This window comes from Pseudomonas lactis (assembly GCF_001439845.1).
Lineage (GTDB): Bacteria > Pseudomonadota > Gammaproteobacteria > Pseudomonadales > Pseudomonadaceae > Aquipseudomonas > Aquipseudomonas lactis.
Map to the genome: position 1 here is coordinate 86783 of NZ_JYLO01000013.1, position 24185 is coordinate 110967.

The 24185-nt window shown below is 61.5% G+C and carries 16 protein-coding genes; 9 read left to right on the forward strand and 7 right to left on the reverse strand.

The genetic code is table 11. The annotated features are described in order from the left end of the window. The first annotated feature begins 9 nt into the window (after positions 1-9). The gene (locus TX24_RS22720; protein ID WP_244175907.1) at positions 10-864 is read left to right on the forward strand and encodes a hypothetical protein; all 855 of its coding nucleotides are present in this window, start codon (positions 10-12) and stop codon (positions 862-864) included. On the opposite strand, the gene TX24_RS22725 is transcribed toward TX24_RS22720, so the two are convergent. Further along, the gene (locus TX24_RS22725; protein WP_003192382.1) at positions 861-2285 is read right to left on the reverse strand and encodes an efflux transporter outer membrane subunit; all 1425 of its coding nucleotides are present in this window, start codon (positions 2283-2285) and stop codon (positions 861-863) included. The genes TX24_RS22720 and TX24_RS22725 overlap by 4 nt on opposite strands. Further along, entirely contained in the window at positions 2285-3079 is a 795-nt protein-coding gene (locus TX24_RS22730; protein WP_047711242.1) for a helix-turn-helix transcriptional regulator, read from the reverse strand. The genes TX24_RS22725 and TX24_RS22730 overlap by 1 nt, the downstream gene beginning before the upstream one ends. 490 nt (positions 3080-3569) lie before the next feature. Here TX24_RS22730 and TX24_RS22735 point away from each other — a divergent pair, with 490 nt between their 5' ends. Further along, positions 3570-9839 carry a non-ribosomal peptide synthetase gene (locus TX24_RS22735; protein WP_057711189.1) on the forward strand — a complete coding sequence of 2090 codons (6270 nt, stop codon included), beginning with the start codon at positions 3570-3572 and terminating at the stop codon, positions 9837-9839. A gap of 648 nt (positions 9840-10487) precedes the next feature. Here the strand turns inward: TX24_RS22735 and TX24_RS22740 are convergent. The 4 genes from TX24_RS22740 to pmrG all read right to left on the reverse strand — a co-directional run bounded on the left by TX24_RS22740 (position 10488) and on the right by pmrG (position 15196). Next, positions 10488-10796, reverse strand: coding sequence for a DUF6124 family protein (locus tag TX24_RS22740; RefSeq protein WP_003192377.1), 309 nt, complete (start codon positions 10794-10796; stop codon positions 10488-10490). Between the two features lie 336 nt (positions 10797-11132). Next, positions 11133-12650 (reverse strand): ArnT family glycosyltransferase, encoded by a 1518-nt coding sequence (locus TX24_RS22745; RefSeq protein WP_057711191.1) that lies wholly within the window; start codon positions 12648-12650, stop codon positions 11133-11135. A gap of 28 nt (positions 12651-12678) precedes the next feature. Next, complete coding sequence (gene arnT, locus TX24_RS22750) at positions 12679-14334, reverse strand: lipid IV(A) 4-amino-4-deoxy-L-arabinosyltransferase (RefSeq protein ID WP_057711193.1); 1656 nt, start codon at positions 14332-14334, stop codon at positions 12679-12681. 181 nt (positions 14335-14515) lie between these two features. Next, positions 14516-15196, reverse strand: a complete 681-nt coding sequence (pmrG, locus tag TX24_RS22755; protein WP_003192371.1) for a lipopolysaccharide core heptose(II)-phosphate phosphatase PmrG — start codon at positions 15194-15196, stop codon at positions 14516-14518. Between the two features lie 275 nt (positions 15197-15471). Between pmrG and TX24_RS22760 the strand changes: the two genes are divergently transcribed. The 7 genes from TX24_RS22760 (at position 15472) to TX24_RS22790 (ending at position 23258) form a co-directional block, all read left to right on the forward strand. Next, positions 15472-16140, forward strand: coding sequence for an ABC transporter ATP-binding protein (locus TX24_RS22760; protein WP_003192369.1), 669 nt, complete (start codon positions 15472-15474; stop codon positions 16138-16140). Between the two features lies 1 nt (position 16141). Then, positions 16142-18604 (forward strand): ABC transporter permease, encoded by a 2463-nt coding sequence (locus TX24_RS22765; RefSeq protein ID WP_003192367.1) that lies wholly within the window; start codon positions 16142-16144, stop codon positions 18602-18604. After that, positions 18594-19658 (forward strand): lipocalin-like domain-containing protein, encoded by a 1065-nt coding sequence (locus tag TX24_RS22770; protein WP_003192365.1) that lies wholly within the window; start codon positions 18594-18596, stop codon positions 19656-19658. Before TX24_RS22765 ends, TX24_RS22770 begins: the two co-directional genes overlap by 11 nt. 140 nt (positions 19659-19798) lie before the next feature. Then, positions 19799-20791: a hypothetical protein gene (locus TX24_RS22775; protein WP_057711202.1), complete on the forward strand. Its 993-nt coding sequence runs from the start codon at positions 19799-19801 to the stop codon at positions 20789-20791. Positions 20792-20793: 2 nt separating this feature from the next. Beyond that, a complete protein-coding gene (locus tag TX24_RS22780) occupies positions 20794-21174 on the forward strand; it encodes a hypothetical protein (protein ID WP_003192362.1) in 381 nt (126 codons plus the stop codon). A gap of 129 nt (positions 21175-21303) precedes the next feature. Beyond that, the gene (locus TX24_RS22785) at positions 21304-21660 is read left to right on the forward strand and encodes a hypothetical protein (protein WP_032901102.1); all 357 of its coding nucleotides are present in this window, start codon (positions 21304-21306) and stop codon (positions 21658-21660) included. Between the two features lie 149 nt (positions 21661-21809). Continuing rightward, the gene (locus tag TX24_RS22790; RefSeq protein WP_057711204.1) at positions 21810-23258 is read left to right on the forward strand and encodes a hypothetical protein; all 1449 of its coding nucleotides are present in this window, start codon (positions 21810-21812) and stop codon (positions 23256-23258) included. A gap of 5 nt (positions 23259-23263) precedes the next feature. On the opposite strand, the gene TX24_RS22795 is transcribed toward TX24_RS22790, so the two are convergent. Continuing rightward, positions 23264-23965, reverse strand: a complete 702-nt coding sequence (locus TX24_RS22795; protein ID WP_034134270.1) for a sterol desaturase family protein — start codon at positions 23963-23965, stop codon at positions 23264-23266. Between the last annotated feature and the right edge of the window lie 220 nt (positions 23966-24185).

The window sequence follows — 24185 nt, forward strand, 5'->3', positions numbered from 1 at the left end:
TTATTCAACATGTTAGTGTCTTCTGTTAACACTGCTGCTTTTGGTCATGCCAGGGCAAGCGACGCCGTCACTTCGCCACGTGTTTTGCCCTTCGCCAACGCCTCTGCCCCAACTGGAACTTCTGAACAACTCAGTCGCCTGGTCGGCGAATTGGAGCGCTTGTTGACGCTGTTATCTGCGCGGTTAAAACCTGAAGTCGATTCAACACCTTTGCCTGCGCCGGTCCCCGATAAACGCAACGGCAAACGTGACGAATTCTTGAAAGGTACGCCTGCGAACACGGGCATCAAGCCCGGTGATATTTTCAAAGACTTTTACCAATTGGCCGAAGGTAATTGCGTGACGATATCCGCGATTAAAGCCGCGATGATGAGGTTCGGCCATAACCCTTACGGTATTTACAAAACCATTGAGGCCACCGATAGCGGCTATCGCATTGTCATGCGCGATGGGTTCAAACTGCACATCACCGATGACGAACTGAAGCAGGCCAAGGCCGGCGCCCACTTCGGCACCGACAGGCCCAACGATGTTCTGGTCAATGCGCAGTTTTTATACGCTGTCAGTGCCAAGCGAGCCTACCTTGAAAATAATGATGGGGAGGCCAATAAGAGCTTTGCCGCCGCCATGCGCAGCCTCAATGATGGTGAGTATCCGGGGCAAGCGTTGCGTCGCCTGGGCTTGAAAGACTTCGTTGCGCCCGCAACCCTCCAGGACTTCCTCAACGGCGCCATCGGCACGGTCAACAGCGGGTTCCATTCGATGGCCGCTGTGGGCGGCTTCGTGGACAGTTATGGGCACAAACAGCCACTGGATAGGCGCGCCCCAAATCGTCATGCCGAGTCTGGACTCAAGTTGCTCTAACGCGCGGCCGCCAGGTTCGGCCATTGCGTCCACGCGCCACCCAGCGCCGTATACAGGTTCACCTCGGCGACCAACTGCGCCAGCCGGTCCACAATCAGCGCCTGTTGTGCGCTGAACAGTGAACGCTGCGCATCGAGGAACGTCAGGTTGCTGTCCACGCCGCTGCGGTAACGGTGCTGGGCCAGGTTGTAATAGGTCTGGTTGGCCTCGACGAAATCCCGTTGCGCCGCCAGTTGGTCGTTGAAGGTCTGGCGTGCGGCGAGGCCGTCGGCTACTTCCTGGAAGGCAGCCTGGATGGATTTTTCGTACTGGGCCACGGTGATGTCTTTTTGCAGCTTGGCGTAATCCAGGCTGGCACGCAGGCTGCCGGCGTTGAAGATCGGCAGGTTGATCTGCGGTTGGAATGTCCAACTGCCCGAGCCACCCTTGAACAGCCCCGACAGCTCTGTGCTGGTGCTGCCCGCGTTTGCCGTGAGGGTCACTGAAGGAAAGAACGCAGCACGGGCCGCACCGATATTGGCGTTGGCCGCCTGCAGCTGGTATTCGGCCTGGAGGATATCCGGGCGGCGTTGCAGCAGGTCCGAGGGCAAACCGGCGGGCACGCGGGCGACCAGGTCATCGGCCAGCGGGCGCGCGGGCAAGTGTTCATCCACTGGGCCACCCACCAGCAACATGAGGTTGTTGAGGTCCTGGGCCACTTGGCGCTCATAGCGGGCCACGCTGGCGCGAGTACTTTCCACCGCTGTGCGCGCTTGCACCACGTCCAGCGCCGAGGCTTTGCCTGCGCTTTTACTGCGGCGGGTCAATTGCCAGCTGTGGTCGTTGGCCGCCAGGGTTTGCTCGGCCAGGGCCAGCAGTTCTTGGTCGGCCCGCCAGGTCAGGTAGGCATTGGCGACGTTGGCCACCAGGCTCAATTGCGCGCTGCGCCGCGCTTGTTCGCTGCCCAGGTAAGTGAGCAGCGCCTGTTCGCTGAGGCTGCGCACGCGGCCGAACAAATCCAGCTCATAGGCGCTCAGCCCCAAGGTGGCGGAATAATTGGAGGTAATCGCTGACTTGCCGGTGCCGGTCACGCTCCCTGGCAACTTCTGGCGCTTGCCGGCGCCGGTGGCGGAGATCGCTGGGAACAAATCCGCGCGCTGGATACGGTACTGCGCCTGGAACGCCTGCACATTCAGGGCTGCCACCCGCAGGTCGCGGTTGTTGACCAGCGCATCATTAATCAACTGTTGCAGCGCCGGGTCGTGGAACAGTTGCTGCCAGTCCGGGTTCTGCGCCATGTTGCCGGCCTGCGCCAGGCGGTAGACACCGCCTTGGGGGTACTGCGCAGGCGTCGGCGCCGCTGGCTGCTGGTACTCGGGGATCAGCGAGCAACCGCCGAGCATCCAGGCCATGCCGAGGGTGCACAGCGTCTGTTTATTCATCAGGCGCCCACCATCCATTTGGCCAGGCCATGTCGGCCGCTCACGCCCAGCTTGGCGGCGGCGCGCTTGAGGTAGGTCTCGATCGAGCTGTTTTTGACGCTGAGTTTCTGTGCGATTTGCGGCACGGTGCCGCCGGTCAGCAGGCCCAGGCACACTTCCTGTTCCCGCGCCGAAAGGGTGATGTCGCTCAAAGACAAGCGCTTGTAGAACTCACGCTGCAACTGCGATTGTTCCAGCAGGGTATGGGCCGGCTCAGTCTCGGCGTGTGGCGCCTGGCGCAGGCACTGGGCGTGCCGCTCCATCAACGGCAACAGCGTGTCCGACAGGCACTTGAGAAACGACAGCTCAGCCAGGGAAAACCCCTGCTGGGTCGGCGGGCGGTAGAACGAAATCACACAGCGTCGATTGCCTTGGCGTGATACCAGGTTGCACTGGTGCGAGGTGCCGCGCGGGTGCGCGCTGTTGGCCTTGGCGTTCATCTGGATCAGCAGCGGATCTTGCATGTGCAGCATCTGCCGCAACAACGGGTGGTCGTTCAGCGCATGCAGGGTCTGGGGCACAGACAAATCCTTCTTCACCCCGGCGCTGCCCAGTAGCTTGATGTCCAGCACGCGGTCGCGCAGTTCATCCAGGGTCCACTCGCTGAGGTCCACCAGATGAATCGGTACCCACTTGCCCACCAGCTGCAGCATGGTGGCGGCGAAATGTTCGTCGCCGCTGTTTGAAATCAACTCGCCCATTTCGGCATAAAAAAGCGGGCCGCATGTGTCGCCAATACTTGAGGTCAGACTCATAGCCATCTCATCCTTGATGTCGAAAACCGTCAACGGTTGCCCAGGGCCTGCGCAGGGCGCTCCGTACTGCTTGAACGTAACTCGGCGTTCGAGATGTTATTTAGCCATAGGGATTTGTCCTACGTATGTAGCGGAAACGAGGGACACAAGCTGCCATAAAAATTGCGCCATTAAACCGACGTTTCTCTTGAATTAAGCCGGCTACGTACAGGCGTAAGTTATTTTTAGCCTTGGTTAACTTATTGATGTAAATAATGAATTTATAAAATAAAGAGGTTGCTAAGAGACTCGGGATGGATCCGATGTAGCCAATCTCCTACAACGCTTTAATCGTTTCAGCCATGAACCTTCCACCAAGGCCTATCCATCCATTTGAATGTCCGGGTTTCGGGTGTCAGACACCCCCCGGCGCCCATGCTCAAATCCGGCCACATCGGTGTAATGGGCCACCTCTGCGCGGCCAGTGCCTGACCCCCATGAGAAGGATCTTATGCAGCATTCCTCCAGCCTGCCGGCCCGCTTCCCCCTCACTGGCCCCCAACAAGACATTTGGCTCGACCAACTGCGCGTGGGCGACTCGCCGCTGTACAACATTGGCGGCTACCTGGATTTTGCCGGCACCGTCGAGCCCGAACGCATGCGCCGTGCCGTCGCACTGCTGGTGGCCCGTCACGATGCGCTACGCACTCAACTGCATACCGACGCCAATGGCCTGCCTGGGCAAACATTCGCCCCTGAGTTGAGGGTGGAGATGGCGCTGCATGATTTCTCCGCGCTGCCCGACCCATCGGCGGCAACCCAAGCCTTGATGCAGGCGCAAATGGCCCGGCCCTACGCCCTGAGCGGCGAACCACTGTGCCGGTTTTTCCTGGTCAAACTTGACCATGATCACTACCGCCTCGGCACCCAGGCTCATCACCTGATCCTCGACGGCTGGGGCTTCGGCCAGATGCTGCAATCCCTCGCGCAGCTCTACAGCGCCCTGGAGCAGGGGCGCGACACTGAGCTGCTGGCGCCGTCCTACATCGACTTTATCGACACCGACCAGCGCTACCTGCAATCGGCCCGCTACGCCCGCGACCGCGACTATTGGCTGGGCAAATACCAAGTGCTGCCCGAACCACTGCTCACCCCCAGGCACAACGCCAAGACGTCGAGCAACACCTGGGTGCAAGGCTTCCCGGTGCCGTTGCAGAGCCGCATGGAGCAGGTTGCCAACCACTACCAGGCGTCGGCCTTTCATGTGTTGCTGGCGGCGATGTATGTGTATTTCACCCGCACCAGCCAACGCCAGGAATGGGCGGTGGGGCTGCCGATTCTCAACCGCTCCAACGCGCGTTTTCGCGCCACTGTGGGCCTGTTCACCCAGGTCAGCGCGGTACGTTTTGCGTTCAGCGAGGGCGTGTCTTTCGGTGCCCTGGTGCGTGGCATCCGTGATCAGCTCAAGCAGGACTTTCGTCATCAGCGCTTCCCGTTGAGTGAGATGAACCGCGAGCTGGGCCTGCGCCGAACGGATCGCGGGCAACTCTTTGACGTGTCGGTATCGTTCGAGCAGGACGACCACGATCTGCGCTTCGGTCAGGTCCAGGCCCGCGCGATCAAGGTTTCCAATCAGCATGAAGCGCTACCGCTCGCCATTCACCTGCGCAGCCATCGTTACCAGGACAATGCCTGGCTGCATTGCGTCTACAACGAGGCGTATTTCCAGGCGGGCGACGTGCAGGCATTGGCCCAGCGCTTCATCGGGCTGCTGGAACAGGGGCTGGAAGATACTGCGCTGCCCATCGCTGAGTTTTCCATGCTGTTGCCCCAGGAGCAGGCCCGATTGCAGCACTGGAACGCCACCGCGCAGCCCAACGCCACGCCGCAAACCCTGCATCAGCGCATTGAAGCCCAGGCCGCACGTACGCCCCACGCTATTGCGGCGGTGTATCAGGACCGCGCACTGAGCTACACCCAACTCAACCGCCAGGCCAATACGCTGGCCCACCAATTAGTGGCGCTCGGCGTACAGCCCGATGACCGCGTTGCGATCCTGGCCCGACGTGGCCTTGACACCCTGGCGGGGCTGTTGGCGATCCTCAAATCCGGCGCCTGCTACGTGCCGCTGGACCCGGCCCATCCCGCCGAACGCCTGGAGTACCTGCTGCACGACAGCGCGCCCGTGGCCATCCTGACCCAGCACGATTTACGCCAGCGTCTGCCCGTCTCGACGGTACCGGTGATCGCGCTGGAGCCTGGCAATGCGTCCATCGACAGCAACCCTCAGGTTGCGGTCACGCCGTCGAACCTGGCCTATGTGATTTACACCTCGGGTTCCACCGGCTTGCCCAAGGGCGTGATGGTTGAACACCACAGCGTGTCGAACCTGGTGGACTGGCATTGCCAGGCGTTCGACCTGCACGCGGGCAGCCACACCGCCAGCGTCGCAGGCTTCGGTTTTGATGCCATGGCCTGGGAGGTCTGGCCGGCGTTGTGCGTGGGCGCGACCTTGCACCTGCCACCGGCCCAGGAGGGCGCGGAAGATATCGACGCGTTGCTTCACTGGTGGCGCTCGCAACCGTTGCAGGTGTGTTTCCTGCCCACGCCTGTGGCCGAATATGCGTTCAGCCAGGGGCAGGGGCATCCCACCTTGCGCACCTTGCTGATCGGCGGCGACCGCCTGCGCACCTTCACCCAGGCGCAGACGTTTGCGGTGGTGAACAACTATGGTCCCACCGAAGCCACGGTGGTGGCGACCTCGGGGCGTGTCGAGGTGGGCCAGCCGTTGCATATCGGCGCGCCGGTCGCCAATGCCCGGGTCTACCTGCTGGACGCGCAACAACGTCCGGTGCCGATTGGCGTGGCGGGGGAGTTGTATGTCGGCGGCAAGGGTGTGGCGCGGGGGTACCTGAACCGTCCGGAACTCAGTGCCGAACGTTTTCTCGACGACCCTTTCAGCGGTGGTCGGATGTACCGCACCGGCGACCTGGCGCGCTGGCTGCCAGACGGCACTCTCGACTACCTGGGGCGCAACGACGACCAGGTGAAAATCCGTGGCGTGCGCATCGAACTGGGAGAAATCGAATCGGCCCTGGCCAGCCATCCGGCGCTTCAGGATGCAGTGGTGCAGTTTCGCGACGGGCAATTGTGGGCGTGGTTTGTGCCATGTCAGCCTGTGGAAATCGAAGCACTGCGCACCCACCTTCAAGCCACGCTGGCGGACTACATGTTGCCCGCGGCTTACGTGCGCCTCGACGCGTTGCCCCTCACCGCCAACGGCAAGCTCGACCGCCGAGCCTTGCCGTCACCCACCCAGGAAGCCTTTATCACCCGTCGCTTCGAAGCGCCACAGGAGGGCGTGGAAACCACACTGGCGCAGATCTGGTCCGAGTTGCTGCACGTGCAACCAGTGGGTCGCCACGATCATTTCTTCGAGCTGGGCGGGCATTCGCTGTTGGCGGTGCAGCTGGTGCAGCGTATGCGCGAGGCCGGCCTGCGCGCCGACGTGCAGGTGCTGTTCGGCCAGCCCACCGTGGCGGCGCTGGCGGCGGCGTGTGGCGGTCACGAACAGGCGGTGCCGGCCAATCGAATCCCGGCCGGTTGCACCCATATCACCACGGACTTGCTCGCCCTGGCCGAACTCGATCAACCCAGCCTCGACCGCATCGTCGCCGGCATCCCCGGTGGCGCCGCCAATGTGCAGGACCTCTACCCGCTGGCGCCGTTGCAGGAAGGGTTGCTCTACCACCACCTCACCGACGCGCACGACCCGTACCAGCAACAGGCGCTGTTCAGTTTTGCGCACCGCGAGCAACTGGAGGCCTTTGCCAGTGCCTTGCAACAGGTGATCAATCGCCACGATATTTTGCGTACCAGCCTGGTGTGGGATGCCCTTGAACAACCAATGCAGATGGTGTGGCGCCAGGCGCAGTTGCGGGTTGAACCGCTGCGCGAACCGGCGCAACCGCTGGACTTGCGCCAGGCGCCGCTGATGGCCCTGGATTACGCCGAGGAGCCCCAGCACCAGCGCTGGGTCGCCAGGCTGCGCTTTCATCATCTGGTCAACGATGCCACGTCGACCACGCTGCTGGTGGACGAGATTCGCGCCCATTTGCTGGGCCAACAGGCGCAACTGCCGGCGCCCGTGCCTTATCGCAATATGGTGGCGCACGCCCGTTCGACCGTGCGCCAGGCGGCGCATGAAGCGTTCTTTCGAGAGCGTCTGGCGGATGTAGATGAGCCGACCTTGGCGTTCGGCCTGCAGGAGCGCCAGGCCAATCGCGCCGAAACCGAAGAGGCGCAGCGTGCGCTCAGCGACACGCTCAATCTACGCCTGCGCAGCCAGGCCCGAGCCCTTGGGGTGAGTGCTGCGAGCCTGTTCCACCTGGCCTGGGCTCAGGTGCTCAGCCGTGTCGCGGGCCGCGAAGACGTGGTGTTCGGCACCGTGCTGCTCGGCCGTTTGCAAGCCGGCGAGGGGGCCGAGCGGGCCTTGGGCATGTTCATCAACACCTTGCCGCTGCGCCTGCGCCTGGCAGGGCAAAACGTGGCGCAGGCGCTGCACGACACCCACGCGCAACTGAGTGCCTTGCTCGCCCATGAACAGGCGTCGCTGGCATTGGCCCAGCGCTGCAGTGGGGTGACCGGGCTATTCAACAGCCTGCTCAACTACCGTCACACCTCGGCCGACCCCGAGCTGAACCTGGTGCCGGGCATTGCCTTGCTCAGCAGTGAAGACATCCTCAGTTACCCGTTGATGCTCACGGTGGACGACCTGGGCAGTGGCGTGCGGCTCAAGGCCAAGACGCCACGCGCAGTCGGCGCTGAACGGGTCTTGGATTACTTGGACGTCACCCTGAACGGCCTGGCGGACGCACTGGAAAACACGCCGAAAATGCCGTTGCGCGAGGTGCCAGTGTTGCCCGCCAGCGAACTGCGCAGATTGCTGGTGGACTTCAACACGACCGCCACCGACCACCCGCACACGTTGACCGTGCAAGCGCTGTTTGAAGCCCATGCGCGGCGAATCCCCGATGCCATCGCGGTGCAGACGGATGAGCAGGCATTGACCTACCGCGAGCTCAACGAACGCGCCAACCAACTGGCCTTCCACTTGCGCGAGCACGGCGTACAGCCCGACGCGCGGGTGGCATTGTGCGTAGAGCGAGGGTTGGATCTGGTGGTGGGCTTGCTGGGCATTCTCAAGGCCGGCGGCGCCTATGTGCCCCTCGACCCCGGTTACCCACGCGAGCGCCTGGCCTACATGCTTGCCGACAGCCAGCCGGTGGCGCTGCTGGTACAGGCCGCCACCCGCGACGTGGTGGGCGATGTCTCGATCCCGCTGATCGACTTCGACCACTGCGCCTGGAACCATGCACCGATCGACAACCCACAAGTGCCCGGCTTGAGCGTCGCCAACCTCGCCTACGTGATGTACACCTCGGGTTCCACCGGCACACCCAAGGGCGTGATGATCGAGCATCGCGGCCTGGGCAATCTGCTGCAGTGGGGCTCGCACCTGTGCCCGAACGCCGAAGGCGGCGCCTTGTTGCAGCGCGCACCGTTCAGCTTCGACGGTTCAGTGTGGGAGCTGTTCTGGCCGTTGAGCAACGGCATGCGCCTGGTGTTGGCGCGGCCCGATGGGCACCGCGAGCCGGCGTACCTGGCGCAAGTGATTCGCACGCAGCAGATCAGCGTGATCAAGTTCGTGCCCGCCATGTTGCAGCAGTTTCTCGACCTGGATGAATCGGCCCTGTGCACCAGCCTCACCGATGTGCTGTGCGGCGGCGGTGAACTCACCGCCGCCCTGGCCCGGGGCGTACAGGCGCGCTTGCCCAGGGTGCGTTTGCACAACGTGTACGGCCCCACCGAAGCCACGGTGGACAGCAGCGCCTGGACCCTCGAACCCGGCGCGCCGGTGCCCATCCTGCAACTGCCGATTGGCCGCCCCATCAACAACACCCGCCTGTACGTGCTAGACGCCCATGATGCGCCGGTGCCCATGGGCATCAGCGGCCAATTGCACATCGGCGGCGTCGGCGTTGCCCGTGGCTACCTGGGCCTGGAGCAGCTGACTGCCGAACGTTTTATCGACAGCCCCTTCGTGGCTGGCGACCGCCTGTATCGCACCGGCGACCTGGTGCGCTACCTGCCCGACGGCACGCTTGAGTTCCTCGGGCGCAACGACTTCCAAGTCAAACTGCGCGGCGTGCGCCTGGAACTGGGCGAGATCGAAGCATGCCTGGCCACCCACCCGGCGTTGCACGAGGTGGCCGTATTGATTTGCGATGAGCGCCTGGTGGCCTACTTCACCCTGCGCGGCCAGGCGCCGAGCCTGCAAGCCTTGCGTGACCATGCGCTGGAACACCTGCCGGAATACATGGTGCCGGCCGCCTTCGTGCAACTCGACGCACTGCCCCTCAACCCCGCCGGCAAACTCGACCGCAAGGCCCTGCCAGCGCCAGGGCTGGAGGCTGTGCTTAGCCGAGCCTACGAAGCGCCAGTGGGCGAGGTGGAAAGCCTGATGGCCGGGATCTGGGCCGAGGTGTTGAAACTCGAACGGGTAGGGCGCCATGACCACTTTTTTGAACTGGGCGGGCACTCCCTACTGGCAGTGAACCTTGTCGCCCGCCTGCGCAAGGCCGGGCTGGACGTGGACGCCCGCACCCTGTTCAGCCAGCCCACACTGGCGCAACTGGCCGCGAAAACAGCGGCGCAGGCCCCGCGTGTAGAAGCACCACAAACCGCCATTCCCCAACTCAATCGCCGTCGACGGATTTAGCTCAGGCACTGCGATCCAATGTGGGAGCTGGCTTGCCTGCGAAGACGGCCTAACAGTCAACACAGTTGGACCGGGTACATATCCGTTATTTAGGTAACGGCCACCTAGGGTTCCGCCCTGACGGCGGGTCACTTTGGAAAAGCCGGAATGCCGGCCCAGCCCAAAGTAACCAAAGGGCTCTTGCCCCACCACTCGGCACCTCGCTTGGGCTCGGTGTGCCCGTAATCCGCCAGTGATTTGGGGGGCCGCCGCCACGCGCCATCCATGGCGCGGGGCGGCTAAACCGGCATCCCTGCCGGTTTACCCCCCAAATCCCTGTCGAATTCCGGCCAGCGTGGTTTGACGGGGCGCCTAAGATCAAAAGCAGATCAAGATCAAGATCAAGATCAAGATCAAGAGCGGCTCGCTTCGCATCGTGGTTACCGTCCGCTGTTACAGTCCACAAAGTTGTGTAGATACCTATGCTGCGATGGCATCGACTCGGTTCGCCTGAACTACCAAGGTATTTGCATCAATACCACTGTAGGAGCGAGCTTGCTCGCGAAAAACCCCAACGGTAACGCGTGCCTCCTGAATAAACGCCGCGCCTGTGAGTTTTTCGCGAGCAAGCTCGCTCCTACAAAATGGGGCCAAGCCCGCTTTTACATTTTAAGTTGTTGGCTTCAAAGGCTTCACGCACTCAATAGAGCGATCTACCGTGGTCTTGGCAATCTCCAACAAATGCCACACCGCCAGAATCTTCGCCCGCCCTGGGTTATCCAGCAGCTCGCCGCAATCGAGCGCCGTTGCCGAAGCGCTGTCGAGCAGGCTGGCGGTGTAGAGCAAAGCATCTTCAAAACTCAGGTCGTCGTTGACGTTGTGGAAACCCTGGCTGGGCAGGTAATGGTCGATGGCGCGGTTGAACGCGGCACGGTCTTTTGCAGGATCGAGGGGTGAATCGGGTAGGACTTTATTCATGGTGTAGCTCCGCGTTGGATTAGGAGACGACACCCGTCGCGACTAAACGAGGGTGGCGGCTGTACGCAGGTTAGTCGACCGGCCCAACACGAAACATCCGGCGCACCCGAAGGTGCCCTACGCACAGCCACCATAAAACTCATGGAGACCATGCCGTGTTGGAAGATACGAGCGACTAAACCCGATCACTGATGAGCAGTGATGGACCGCAGACTAGCCACCGATTCCAACCGGCACAAGGCGGCGGGGATTGTCTCGGAAACGTCCTGCAATTTAAAGGGACACGGCTTGCTGGCCCTTTACAAACCATGACAAAAGGCCAGCAAGCAGAGTGCCTCAGCGCGTCCCTGGAACAAACGCCACACTCCCACCCTCACGCGCCTTGAACAACCGCTCCCCATTATCCGGTTGCGTCGTCACCACTTGATGATCCACCGCCAGAAACGCTAACGGCGTCGGCTCGTCCTTGGAATACTGCGCGACGATTATCGTACGTTGCGGATCAAACCCCTGACCGCTGGTTTTTTCCAGCCAGGCCATGAACGCGGCGCTGTTGCCCTGGCGCGGGAAGTCCTGGCTTTCGCTGACGTAGTAGAAAGGCTTGCCGTGGTTTTGCAGGTACATGGGCAGCTTGTTGTCGACCTCTACCAGCACCAGTTGCCATTGATTCCAGGGCGCACTTTTCTCAGCCTGGGCTTGCAGATCGGTGGCGAAGCGGGTGACGCCGCCGTTGCCGTTGGTCCAGGGGTAGATCACGCCCAGCACCAGCAAGAGCAGGCCTGCGCTCAAGCCAAAGCCTGTTTGCCAGCGCGGGCAGCTCGAAGGTTTTTTGTGCAGGCGCTCGCTCAGCCACCAGGCGCCGAGCAGTTGGGCAAAGGGCACCAGCGGCAACACGTAGTAGCTGCGGCGGCTGCCGCTGGCGGTGAAGAAGACAAATAAAAGGCCCAGGCCCCACACCAGCCAGCGTACGTTGGGCGGCGCCTTGCGCCAGTTGCGCACGGCCAGCCACAGGCCGAGTAACCAGCAGGGTGCCCAGGGCAGGGTGTAGGCCGGCAGGTAGATCAGGTAAGTGTAGATCGGTCCCATATGGTCGAAGGGGTCGAAGAAGCGCACCACGTTTTCCCGGAACACCAGTTCCAGGCCGCTCTCGCCGTAAGTGGGGGCGCCGTAGCGGTGGGACAGCACAAAGGGAATTGCGTACACGATGCCTGCGATGAGCAGGGCCAGCACCAGGCGCAGGTTGAGGTGGCGTTTGTAGCGGTGTTCGCTGAGCAGGTGTGGCAACAGCACCAGGCCCGGCAGCACCACACCGATCAAGCCCTTGAACAGTGAGGTGGCGGCCAGCAACAGAAAAAACACCGTGTAGCGCCCCAGCCGTGTGTCATCCGGCCCGCGCCAATACCACCACACCGCTGCCAGCACGCCGCACACAGTCAGTACATCGGCGGTGGCCACGCGGGCCCAGAACAGGAAATAGAAGGTGGTGGCGAGCATCCACCCGGCGATCAGCCCGGTGCCTTTGCGAAACAGGCGTTCACCGATCAGGTACACCAGCCAGATGCTCAACCACGCGGCAAGCACCGATGACAGGCGCAGCGACCAGGGGCCGAGGCCGCCCAGCAGGTGGGCAAACCCGGTGATCAGCCAATAGGAGGGCAGGGGTTTGTCGTAATACGGCGTGCCTTTGAGATACGGGTCGAAGTAATCACCGCTTTGCAGCATCTGCAAGGCGATATTCGCCCAGCGCGTTTCCGGCCCCCACAGGTCGCGGCTGCCCAGGCCCAGCAAGAGCAGCAAGGCCGAGGTGCCCAGCAGTAACACCAGGGCGCCGCGTTCGGTTTTCCAAAAACTCATGGGATGTTCCCTGTGGCAGGCGCTGCATTCAAGGGTGTTGGGGGTAAATCGTCAGCACCAGGTCGCCCTTGCGATAACGTTTTCCACCGGGAGGCAATTGCCCTTCTTCGCGGTGTTCGCTGGTGCTCTTGACCTGCATCAGCACGCCGACCGAACCCTGCTGGCGGGCCTCGGCCAACCAGGCCTGGACGCTGTCCGGCGTGACTTTGCGCTGTGCCGCGTCTTGGTAGTTCAAGCCATAGCGCAGCTCGCCCTGGGTGTTATAAAACGCCACATCGGGCCGGCGCAGGCGCCAAGTCAAGGCCGATGCCAGGCCCAGGTCATTGCTCAGCAAAGCACGGACAGGTTGCAGTTCGGCCAGATGCTCCTGCACGAATTGGTCGGGCATTTCGTTATCTTCGATCAGGGCCGGCATGCCCGCCGGTAGCAGGGCCACCAGCAAGCCAATGCCCAGGGCGGGCATCGCCCACAACGTCAACGGGCGCACCGCTTGCAGCAGGTTGGCGAGGATCCAGCCCAACAGCACGATAAACGTCAGCGACGGGTTGAACATCTCTGCGTGGCTATTGCCGTACAGCGGGCGGGTGATTTGCAGGTAAATCAGCGCCACCATGGCCGTCAGGCCAAGGACGAAATTGAGCGCGCCGTTGATGACCAGTGGGCGCGCCTTGCCTTGCTTGATCAGGTCGATCAAGTCGTGGCCCATTAACAAGGCCAGGGGCAACAGGCACGGCATGATGTAGGTCGGCAACTTGCCTTTGCTCAGGCTGAAAAAGCCCAGGGGCAACAGCAGCCACAGGGCGAGAAAGGTAATCGCCGGCTGGCGCTTTTCCTGCCAGGTCTTGAGCAGGGTGCCGGGTAGCAAGGCGGCCCACGGCAGGCACGCCACCACCATGATCGGCAGGAAGAACCAAACTGGCCGCGCATGCTGTGCGTTGTCGGCGGCAAAGCGGCGGATGTGCTCATGCCAGAAAAAGAAATGCCAGTAATCCGGTTCGCGCAAGTGGATGGCCAGGGCCCAGGGCAGGCATACGAGCACGGCGACCAGCACCGCCAACGGCCCGTAGCGCATCAACTCGCCGACGCGCCGCTGCCAGACGAGGTAGGGTACGGCGATCAAGACCGGCAACAGCCAGGCCAGGAAACCCTTGGTCATGAACCCCATGGCGCAGGCCACGCCCAACACTGCCCAGGCACCCAGGCGTTCGCGTTGCGTGCGGCAGTCCAGGGCAAACCACAACGCCACCAGGCTCAGGTTCACCCACAGGGTGAATTGCGGGTCGAGGTTGGCATACCCGGCTTGCCCGGCCACCAGGCCAAAGCTCATGTAGAGCAGGGCGCAGGCAAAGCTCTTGCGCGGGTCGTTCCACACGCGCCGGGCGAGCAGGTAGGCCAGTACCACGCTCAGGCCTGTGCTCAGGACCGAGGCGATGCGCACACCGAACAGGTTTTCACCGAACACCGCCTGGCCAAGGGCGATGAACCAATAGCCGGCCGCGGGCTTCTCGAAATAACGCACGCCCATGAAGTGAGGCGCCACCCAGTTGCCGCTCATCAGCATTTCCTGGCTGACCTGGGCGTAGCGGGTTTCGTCCGGCGTCCATAAACCGTGAAAGCCCAGGGGCAGCAAGATGAACACGGCAACGCCCAGCAATAGCCAGGCCAGAGGGTTTACGCGGGGCATGCGCACATCGCTCCATAACGTTCAAGTACGGGCAATGGCGGTATTAACTTAATAGGGTGAAGCATCGTAAGGGTCACTAAGTAGTTGTAGGAAAACATAACTAACAGGCGCGACTAAACATGCCAGAACAGGGCTGTCGTTTTGCTGAACACGTCGTGGCTTAATATGTAAACAAGTGTAATTAAAGTTGTTTGAGTGCGGCGGTCCACTCTTCGCTGTTCATGGTGCCCATGGCCTTGAAGGTGCCGTTGGGCAGCACCTTGACGAACAGTGCGCTGCCGTACTCGGCGGCGGCTGCGTGGGGGAAGCCCAGGCTGGTCTGGAAGTCGCTCATGCAGGCGCTGTGGGTGATCAGCATCAGGTTGCGTCCCGGCTGTTTGTGGCCGAGGATCTCATCGCCCATGGCGTCGCCGCAGATGGCCAGCGGGCCGGGGGACAGCTCGGTCTTGCCGAACATGAACAGTGACGTCTGGGCGGTTCGCGTGGTGGGGCTGCTGAGCACGTCGGTCAGGGCCATGCCCAGTGAATCAAAGGCTTTGCCCAGTTCGACGGCGCGTTCAGTGCCGTTGATGGTCAGGCCATCAGCGGGGCCGAAGCAGGGGTTGGCCGAGCGGTCGCAACGCTCTTCATGGCGCACCAGCACCACCAGTTCACCCTCTCGCCAGCTGGCGAGCACCCCGGAGGTCAGCAGGCGATTGCCTACGCCCAGGTCCAGGGGCGAGCTGGGCCACATTAAAAAGCCCGCCAACAGCAAGGCGGTAACGCTGATGCCAAGCAAGTGCAGGCGGTATTTTCTCAGGCGTTTTAACCTTGACCTTTTGGGTTGGGGGTTGGCCAGGATCATGTCTGCCACGCGGTTCATCCTCGGCACTGTTTATTGTGTTTATAAAAAGGCTGCACGGCTGGGCAGTTGCCCTTAGTGAGGCAGGAGACTGTCACAGCACTGCTGTCTTTTTGCTGAACACTTGCATGTTAAGAGTGTCACTTTGGTTAACTAAGAAAGTTGTGGGTTACCACGAGTTGGCGGGCACTTTAAAGTGCGGTGGATGGTCGGGCGGTGAAATCCATGTGAAAAATTTGCGTGGGCAGGAGCATCAGCCGTTATTCTCATTGCGGGTCCTTCAGATGAGCGTTCTTATGTTGCAGGTGCAAGGTGTTGTAAAAAACTACGCGACCCCGCAAGGCCCGCTGGCCGTCCTGGCCGGCGTCGACCTGCACCTGGGCGAGCGCAGCAGCCTGGCGCTGATGGGTGAATCGGGCAGCGGCAAAAGCACCTTGCTGCACCTGGTGGCCGGGTTGGACCGAGTGGACGGCGGCAGCATCCGCATCGGCGAGCAGCGCCTCGACCAACTCAACGAAGGGCAACTGGCCCATTGGCGCCGCACGCAAATCGGCCTGGTCTTCCAGCAGTTCAACCTGATCGGCAGCTTGCGCGTGGAAGACAACCTGGCGTTCCAGGCGCGGCTGGCCGGACGTTTCGACCCCCACTGGCAAGCGCAATTGGTGGAGCGCCTGGGGCTGGGCGACTTGCTACGGCGTTACCCGGAGCAACTCTCCGGTGGCCAGCAGCAACGGGTTGCCGTCGGGCGGGCGTTGGCCTCGCGACCGGGTTTGTTGCTGGCTGACGAACCCACCGGCAACCTCGACGAAGCCACCAGCGATGAAGTGCTGCAACTGTTGTTGGACCTGCTGCGTGACAGCCCCACCAGCCTGTTGATGGTCACCCACAGCCCGCGCCTGGCCGCACGGCTTGACCGGCAAGTGATGCTGCACCGTGGCCGTGTCGTGCCGATGGACGCTCGCTGAGATGGCGCTGTTTTACTGGACGCTGCGCGCATTGCTGAGCCACTGGCGGCGCCATCCGGTGCAATTTTTCAGCGTGCTCACCGGCCTGTGGCTGGCCACCGCGCTACTGACCGGCGTGCAGGCCCTCAACAGCCAGGCGCGGGACAGCTACGCACGCGCCAGCCAACTGATCGGTGGCGAACCTCAAGCCAGCCTGGTAGCGCCGGACGCCGCCAGTTTCCCCCAAGCACTGTTTGCCGAGCTGCGCCGCGCCGGCTGGCCGGTCTCCCCGGTGGTGCAGGGCCGGGTTGAGCTTCAAGGCCACGAGCAGCAGCGTCTGCAACTGATGGGCATCGACCCGGTGTCGTTGCCCGGCAGCGGCAGCGTGGCAGGGCAACGCTTGAGCCAGGCGCAGATGCTGGCGTTTTTCGAGCCGCCAGGGCGTACCTGGGTCGCTGCGCAAACGTTAGAGGCGCTGGGGTTGCAGGCGGGCGAGCAGCCGCTGACGTCCACCGGGCAGCGCCTGCCACCGTTGCAAGTACAGGCCGATATGGCGCCCGGCCTGCTGCTGACCGATATCAGTTTTGCCCAACCCCTGCTCAACATGCCTGGGCGCCTGTCGCGCTTACTGGTGGACAACACCTTCGCCGCGCGCCACCCCACGCCACCCGCCGCGTTGCAACTCAAGCAGGGCGAGGACAACAACCTGTCACGTCTCACTGAAAGCTTTCACCTGAACTTGGATGCAGTGGGTTTTTTATCCTTTGTGGTGGGGCTGTTTATCGTGCATGCGGCCATCGGCCTGGCCCTGGAACAGCGCCGTGGCCTGCTGCGAACCTTGCGCGCCTGTGGAGTCAGCGCACGCCTGTTGATCCTGAGCCTGGGCCTCGAATTGGGCGCTTTGGCTGTGTTGAGCGGTGTACTCGGTATCGCCAGCGGCTACCTGCTGGCCAGCCTGCTGCTGCCGGATGTCGCCGCCAGTTTGCGCGGCCTGTACGGCGCCGAAGTCGCCGGCCAATTGAACTTGAGCCCCTGGTGGTGGCTCGCTGGTTTGGGCGTGAGCCTGCTGGGCGCACTGCTCGCCGGGGCCAGCAGCCTGTGGCGCGCGGCGCGTTTGCCGTTACTGGCGCTGGCCAACGCCCAGGCCTGGCATCAAGCCCATGGGCGCTGGTTACGGCGCCAGGGCTGGGTGGCATCCGCCGCCTTGCTGATCGCATTGCTGGCACTGTGGCTGGGCGATAGCCTGGCCGCCGGTTTTGTGCTGATGGCGGCCTTGCTGTTGGGCGCGGCGTTGGCGTTACCGGTGCTGCTAAACGGTTTATTGAAAGCGGTGCTGGGGCGCGGTCGCTCGGTGCTGGGCCAGTGGTTCCTGGCCGATTGCCGCCAGCAACTGCCGGCCTTGAGCCTGGCGTTGATGGCGTTGCTGTTGGCCCTGGCGGCGAATATCGGCGCCGGTTCCATGACCTCGGGCTTTCGCCAGACCTTCACCCATTGGCTGGAGCAGCGCCTCACCGCCGAGCTGTACCTCAACCCGCAAAATCCGCAGCAGGCCGAGCAACTCAATGCATGGTTGAGCCGCCAGCCCCTGGTGCAGGCCGTATTGCCCGCCTGGCAGGTGTCGGTGCAACTGCAAGGCTGGCCCGCGGAGGTGTTCGGCGTGGTCGACAACCCCACTTATCGTCAACACTGGCCGTTGCTGGAAGCGGCGGATGCGCCCTGGGACCGCCTGCTGCAAGACGACAGCCTGATGCTCAGCGAACAACTGGCGCGACGCCTGAAGGTGCAACTGGGCGACACGGTTTCCATCCCCACACCGCAGGGTACCTGGGCGCCGAAGATCGTCGGCATCTACGCCGACTACGGCAACCCCAAGGGCCATCTGCTGGTCAATGCCCAGCACCTGTTGGCGCATTGGCCGACGCTCTCACCGGCACGCTTCAACCTGCGCGTGGCGCCTGCCGATGTGCCGCCGCTGATTCGTGAAGTGCAGCGGGAGTTCGCCCTGGAAGACAGCCGCATCGTCGATCAACAGCAACTCAAGGGCTGGTCCAGCCAGGTCTTCGAACGCACCTTCGCCGCCACCGCGGCGTTGAACAGCCTGACCCTTGGCGTCGCTGGTGTGGCGTTGTTCATCAGTCTGCTGACCCAGAGCCAAAGCCGTCTGGGCCAACTCGCGCCGTTGTGGGCGCTGGGCGTGACGCGCCGACAATTGATGCTGCTCAACCTCGGCCAGACCTGGCTGCTGGCGGTGCTCACGTTGATCCTGGCGTTGCCGCTGGGGCTGTTGCTGGCGTGGTGCCTGGATGCGGTGATCAACGTGCAGGCCTTCGGCTGGCGCCTGCCGCTGCAAGTCTTCCCCGGCCAGCTTGCGCAATTGCTGGGGCTGGCGATGCTCGCCACCTTGCTTGCGTCGGCCTGGCCCCTCTGGCAGCTGTACCGCAGCCGCCCGGCGGATTTGTTGAGGACGTTCGCCCATGAAGACTAAGGCATTGGCGTGCATCGCCTGGTTACTGCTGAGCGGGTGCGACCAGGCGCCCGCACCCGAGGACAGTTTCGCCGGGCTGGGCAGCGATGCGGCGGACTTTGCCCAGGTGGTGCCCGGCAAAGTCTTCAGCTTTCCCGAGGACCACGGGCCCCATGACGGCTTTCGCATCGAATGGTGGTACGTCACTGCCAACCTCAAGGATGCCCAGGGCAATGTCTTCGGCGTGCAATGGACGCTGTTTCGCAATGCGTTGAAGGCCGGCCCTGTTGAACCGGGCTGGCGCGATTCAACCGTGTGGCTCGGCCACGCCGCCGTCACCTCAGCCACCCGCCACTACGCCGCCGAACGCTTGGCCCGGGGTGGCGTCGGCCAGGCTGGGGCTCAGGCAGAGCCGTTCAACGCCTGGATCGACGACTGGACCTTCGCCACCCGCCCTGGTGCTTCCAGCCCCCTGGCCGACATGCAACTCAAGGCCAGTGGCGCACAATTTGCCTACGACCTGCACCTGACCTCCAGCCGCCCGCTGGTGCTGCAAGGCGACCATGGCTACAGCCGCAAATCCGACCAGGGCCAGGCGTCGTACTACTACAGCCAGCCGTTTTTCACCGCCAGCGGCAGCGTCAGCCTCGACGGCCAGACCTACCAGGTCAGCGGCCCAGCCTGGCTCGACCGCGAGTGGAGCAGCCAACCCCTGGCCGCCAGCCAGACCGGCTGGGACTGGTTCTCCCTGCACCTGGACCGCGGCGCGCAACTGATGCTGTTTCGCGTGCGGCAGAAAGACAGCGACGGTTACCTCACCGGCACTTGGATCGACGCCCAAGGCCACACCGAGACCTTGCACAACAGCGATATCCAACTCACACCGCTGACCACCACGGCCATCGACGGGCGCAACATTCCCACACGTTGGTCGCTGAAAATTCCCGGCAAACAGCTGGATATCACCACCGAAGCCGTCAACCCCAAAGCGTGGATGGACCTGGGCATTCCATATTGGGAAGGGCCGGTGCGGTTTGAGGGTGGGGTGGGGTATTTGGAGATGACGGGGTATTAGGGGCGCTTTCTGTAGGTGTTCATCTTTTGCTGTGTAGGCAACTTCCCAAACGTACTTTTTGAGCCCCGCCTGCTTGTGTTCGGGCTGTGGGTGCTTGCTTATATTTCGATGCCATCTCTCTCGGTATCGGAATCCAGGACATGGCGTACGGCTACATCAATCAACAGGCTGCACCTTACCCGTTTTTGAAATCACGTCTATGGCGCGGAGGCTTGTTGCAAGGCCGAGATCATTTCGATGTGCTGAATCGGCACCTGAGCCATGGATTGGTGAGGCCGGGTGAGTTGGTGATTGTTCCAGAGGCGTCCAGCGTCAATTGTTCTATCGAAGAAGCCTGGTTGATGCGCCACGCTGAAGAGATTACTCATCAACTGGACCAGGTTGCGCCCCTCGATAGAGCTGGAAACAAAAACTATGACCTGGCGCAGAGCATTCTGGGGTATGGCTCGATAGGCATCGGCAGTGCGACGTCGGCTTGGAGCCGGCACCTGCAGGCGGTTGCACAGATTTTGATGGAAATCGAGCAACTGCATCGCCAATTGAAGGACGGTGGTTTGGACAAAGAGTCGTTTATACGACAGCGTCAAAGGATGTTTGGCGTTTTGGATATGCAACTGCAAGGGGCTGCACGATTTGGCTCGGGGTTGCGTGGCAATCAACCGCTGAAGGGAGCGCTCGGGATCTCGACCAAAAGCTATCTGCATCAAGGCGAGATTGCGGGGTACACGCAGCGGGTTCGAACGATTACGCAAATGTCGAAATGGTTAAAGCAAGGAACATATCTTGGGTTGGCGTTGGATGTAGGCGTGGCGGGTTTGGAAATCAAGGAGGCGTGTGTGGTGGGAAGGGAGGTGCAGTGTCGGCGGGCGAAGTATGTGGAGACGGGGAGGTTGCTGGGTGGAGTATTTGGGGCTGCTGTTTTGGGCAAGCGTGGCGCAACTATTGCTCGCAGTGCATGCCGGATTGCATTGGGTGTTTCACTGAAAGGCAACGGTGAACTGGCTTGCGGAATTATCGGAGGGGCTATGGGCGGGGCGACGGGAGGCGCTTTTTTTGGTGAGTTTGGTGGGTTTTTGGGGGGAAGAATATTGGAAGTCGACGGCGATCTGATATTCCAACCCGAGGGAACATAACGATGTCCCTTTTTTTTGTATATAGCATTGTGATGTTCGCTTGGGTGTTTGTCGTGTTCGTACTGATAGTGTTTGCTGAATACGCAAAGCTGGATGAACTGGAAAGTTACTTCAGTGAGAACGAGAAGGTTCTTAGGCATAAGCGTTTCAGGGAAGGATATGATCCGATCGATAGATATCATCGCATGAGCCTGATGATCGACATCCTGTCAGGTCCGAAAGCTTTTCTGAAGGCAGGCCTTGTGACCGAAGCCGAGCTGGCGTCTGTCCCCTTGACGCTTAAGCGCTGGGCCTTGTGGCCGTATCGCCTCGCGGATGTTTGTATCATCGAAATCATTGTGTGGGAGGTTTGGCGCAGATGGTGCGATATCCCAATTCCATGAAACTAGGCCTCACTCGCGAAAAACACCTCTTGAATTGGCAATTGGTAGCGGTGCGCGAACCTGGAGGCGGTCATTACGGGGCGTTATAGATCAAGAGTGATTCGATTTTTTCACCAAAAGGGCATGTTAATGTCGTTTTTTCTCGCTTACACCCTGGTGATGGTGGTTGGAGCGTTCGTCATTTTGGGATTAGTGCTCTTTGTCGAACGAACAAAACTCGAGGCGTTGGAAGGTTACTTCATTGAAAACGTGCAGGTGCGTAACTATCAGCAACGCTGGGGACGAAACCAGCGGTTCGTCAGGTTCCATCGCATGTGTCTCATGATTGATATCCTCCGCGCGCCAGAACGCTCCGTGAAAGAAGGTTACATGACCGAGGCAGAGCTAGCCGTCATTCCGCCAGCGCTCAAGCGTTGGGCTGTATGGCCCTATCGGCTCGCGATAATTTGGGCGATCAGTTGGGGCTATTGGTGCACCTGGCTTTAGAGGTACTTTCGCTTCTTGAGCCTGAATTTCAGGCTCACATTTTTAAAAAATACTGTACATACATACAGTCTTGTCCTACAGTCCATCCCAGGTGACCGGATGTCACCGGTTACCTGAGCTTCAATTTTTTAACTATGGATGGATAAAAAATGAAATCGAAAAAAGCCTTCATTCTGGGCGCGGCCATGGCGGCCTCTTGCTTCGTTTCGGCCTTTGCCCTGGCCGAGCAAACCCCGGCAAAACTCAGCGCGCAGGCGGTCAAGCAGGCCGTGGACAAAGCGTTGAAACCTGGCGGTACGCTGGAAAAGGCCAGCGTCTCGGGCGAGCTCAAGCAAAAGCTCAATGCCGCCAAGGCCGGGCAGTCCAACGTCGTCAAAAAAAGCAAGGCGGCCGTCGGTAATGTGGCGATTGACTCCCCGGTTGGCCAGCTGGAAAAACCTGACTCGGCGCACATGAAACAGGCCGCGGTTGCAGCCTTCACGCCGTTGTTTCCCACCCTGGATATCAATACTCTTTACACCCTCACCGGTGTGGAGACCGGCGCGCAAATCGCTTACCACTTCAACCTGCCGAAAAACGCACGAATCCAGGTACAGCTGCTGAACCAGAGTGCCGGCACGGATATGTCGTTGACGCTGTTCCATGACGACGGCCAAGGCAACCTGACGCCGCTGGGCACCTCGGATAACCCCGGCAGTGCCGATGAATACCTCAACGGCGTGTTGCCAGCCGGTGACTACTACTGGTTCATGGTGGCCAATGTCGCGAGCAACTCGCAGTTCAGTTTTGGTGTGGCGGTGGACAGCAATGTGGATGCCTACGAGCCTAACGACACTGAGCAAACCGCGTTCGCGCTGCCGGATGCCTTGAACCAGGTGACCGGTAACCTCGACAGCGTCAATGACGTGGATTACTTCTCCTTCGTCTCGTTGCGTGGCCAAGGTGTGGGCATGTTCCTGGGCGATGACGGTGCGGGTACGCGTAACCAGTGGATCTTCGAACGGTTCGATGGCACCCAGTGGGTGGAAGTCCCGCAGGGCTCTACCTCCACCTATCCCAACCTGACGCCAGGCTACACGGTCAAGGTGCGTGTGCGGGCCAACCCGGCGGTAGCATTGAACCCCCAGGCTCAATACAAGCTGACCCTCGGCTCGGCGCCACGCCTGAACCAGCACAATGTGAACGGCGATAACGTGGTGCGCATCCCCAGCTCGATCTTCCAACTGGCCACCCAGGCGGCCCGCAATCTGAGCTGGAGCACCCAGTGGTCAGACAGCACGGGCGAACCCCTGCGCGGCGTCACCCCTGTACTGCGGGTCGACAAGCATTTTGGCGGCACTTACAACTGGGTCGACTATGAGGCCAAGACCGGCATCACCGGTGCAGCCTCGGGGAATGTCGCCCTGGGCACCTGCTCTGGGGACTACAAAGTGCGGTACCCGGACAGCGGCTCGGGCCAGACCTACAACTGGGAAACCTGGTTCAATGAGGGCGGCTGGCGCATTGAGCTCAGGGAGTTCCCAGGTGTGGGCGTGGGTGGCAATAACGTCCAATACGTCAGCCTCGGCCACATCTGCAGCCAGACCATCGTGCGCTGATTGATCTATGTGTGTGAAGCGGGGGGCAGTCCAGTTGGACTGCCCCTTTTTTTTACCGTGGGTTCCCAATGCAAAGTGCCAAACAAATAGTCCATCAACGGCAGCACGATGTTGAAGTTACGCCCCTGCATCAGCTCACGACGGTGATGCAAGGCATGCAGGCGGTGCATCTGGCGAATCCACGGCAGGCGCGCCACCGGGTGTTCGGCAGGCAGGTGTTCGCAGGCATGAAACACTTCGTAGAGCAGGTAACCGAGGATCATGCAGCCGGCAAACAACCCGGCAACGTTGGGGCTCAGTTGGCTGAGCAGCCACCAGGCGGGAAGGGTGATGGCCAGGCTGTGCAGCACGATCAGCCAAGCCGGAAACAGGATGACGCGCCAGTCGCGGGGGCTGTCGTAGGTCATGTGATCGGGGGTAAAGAAGCTGTGGTGATCGCCGGTGTGGCGTGCGTAGAACAGCCGTGCGAACGCATGTTTGTGGTGGCCCAGATGGCGGTGCACAAGGTAGATGCACAGGTTGAAGAACAGCAGGGTCAGAGGCACGGCCAGCCACTGCAGGGCGGTGATATCGGCAGTGGACGACCAGGCCAGCGTGATGCAGGCGATGCCGTAGCCAAGCACGAATGCGGCATGCAGCCAGGGGTTGTAACGCGGGCTGACGCTTGCGCGGTAACGGTCGCGGAAAGTCTCGGTCGGGTGGGGCATGGCCGGCTGCTCGCTGTGTTTTTATTTGAGGCTGAGCTTAGTTGGCTTAGGCGGATGTGCGAGTTTTTACTGGCAACCCTTGCCCCCTGTAGGAGCGAGCTTGCTCGCGAAAAATGTCAACGATAACGCGGGCTTCTGAATAAACGCGGCGCCTGTGAGTTTTTCGCGAGCAAGCTCGCTCCTACAACAGGAGGGCAAGCCAGCTCCCACATTTTGATCA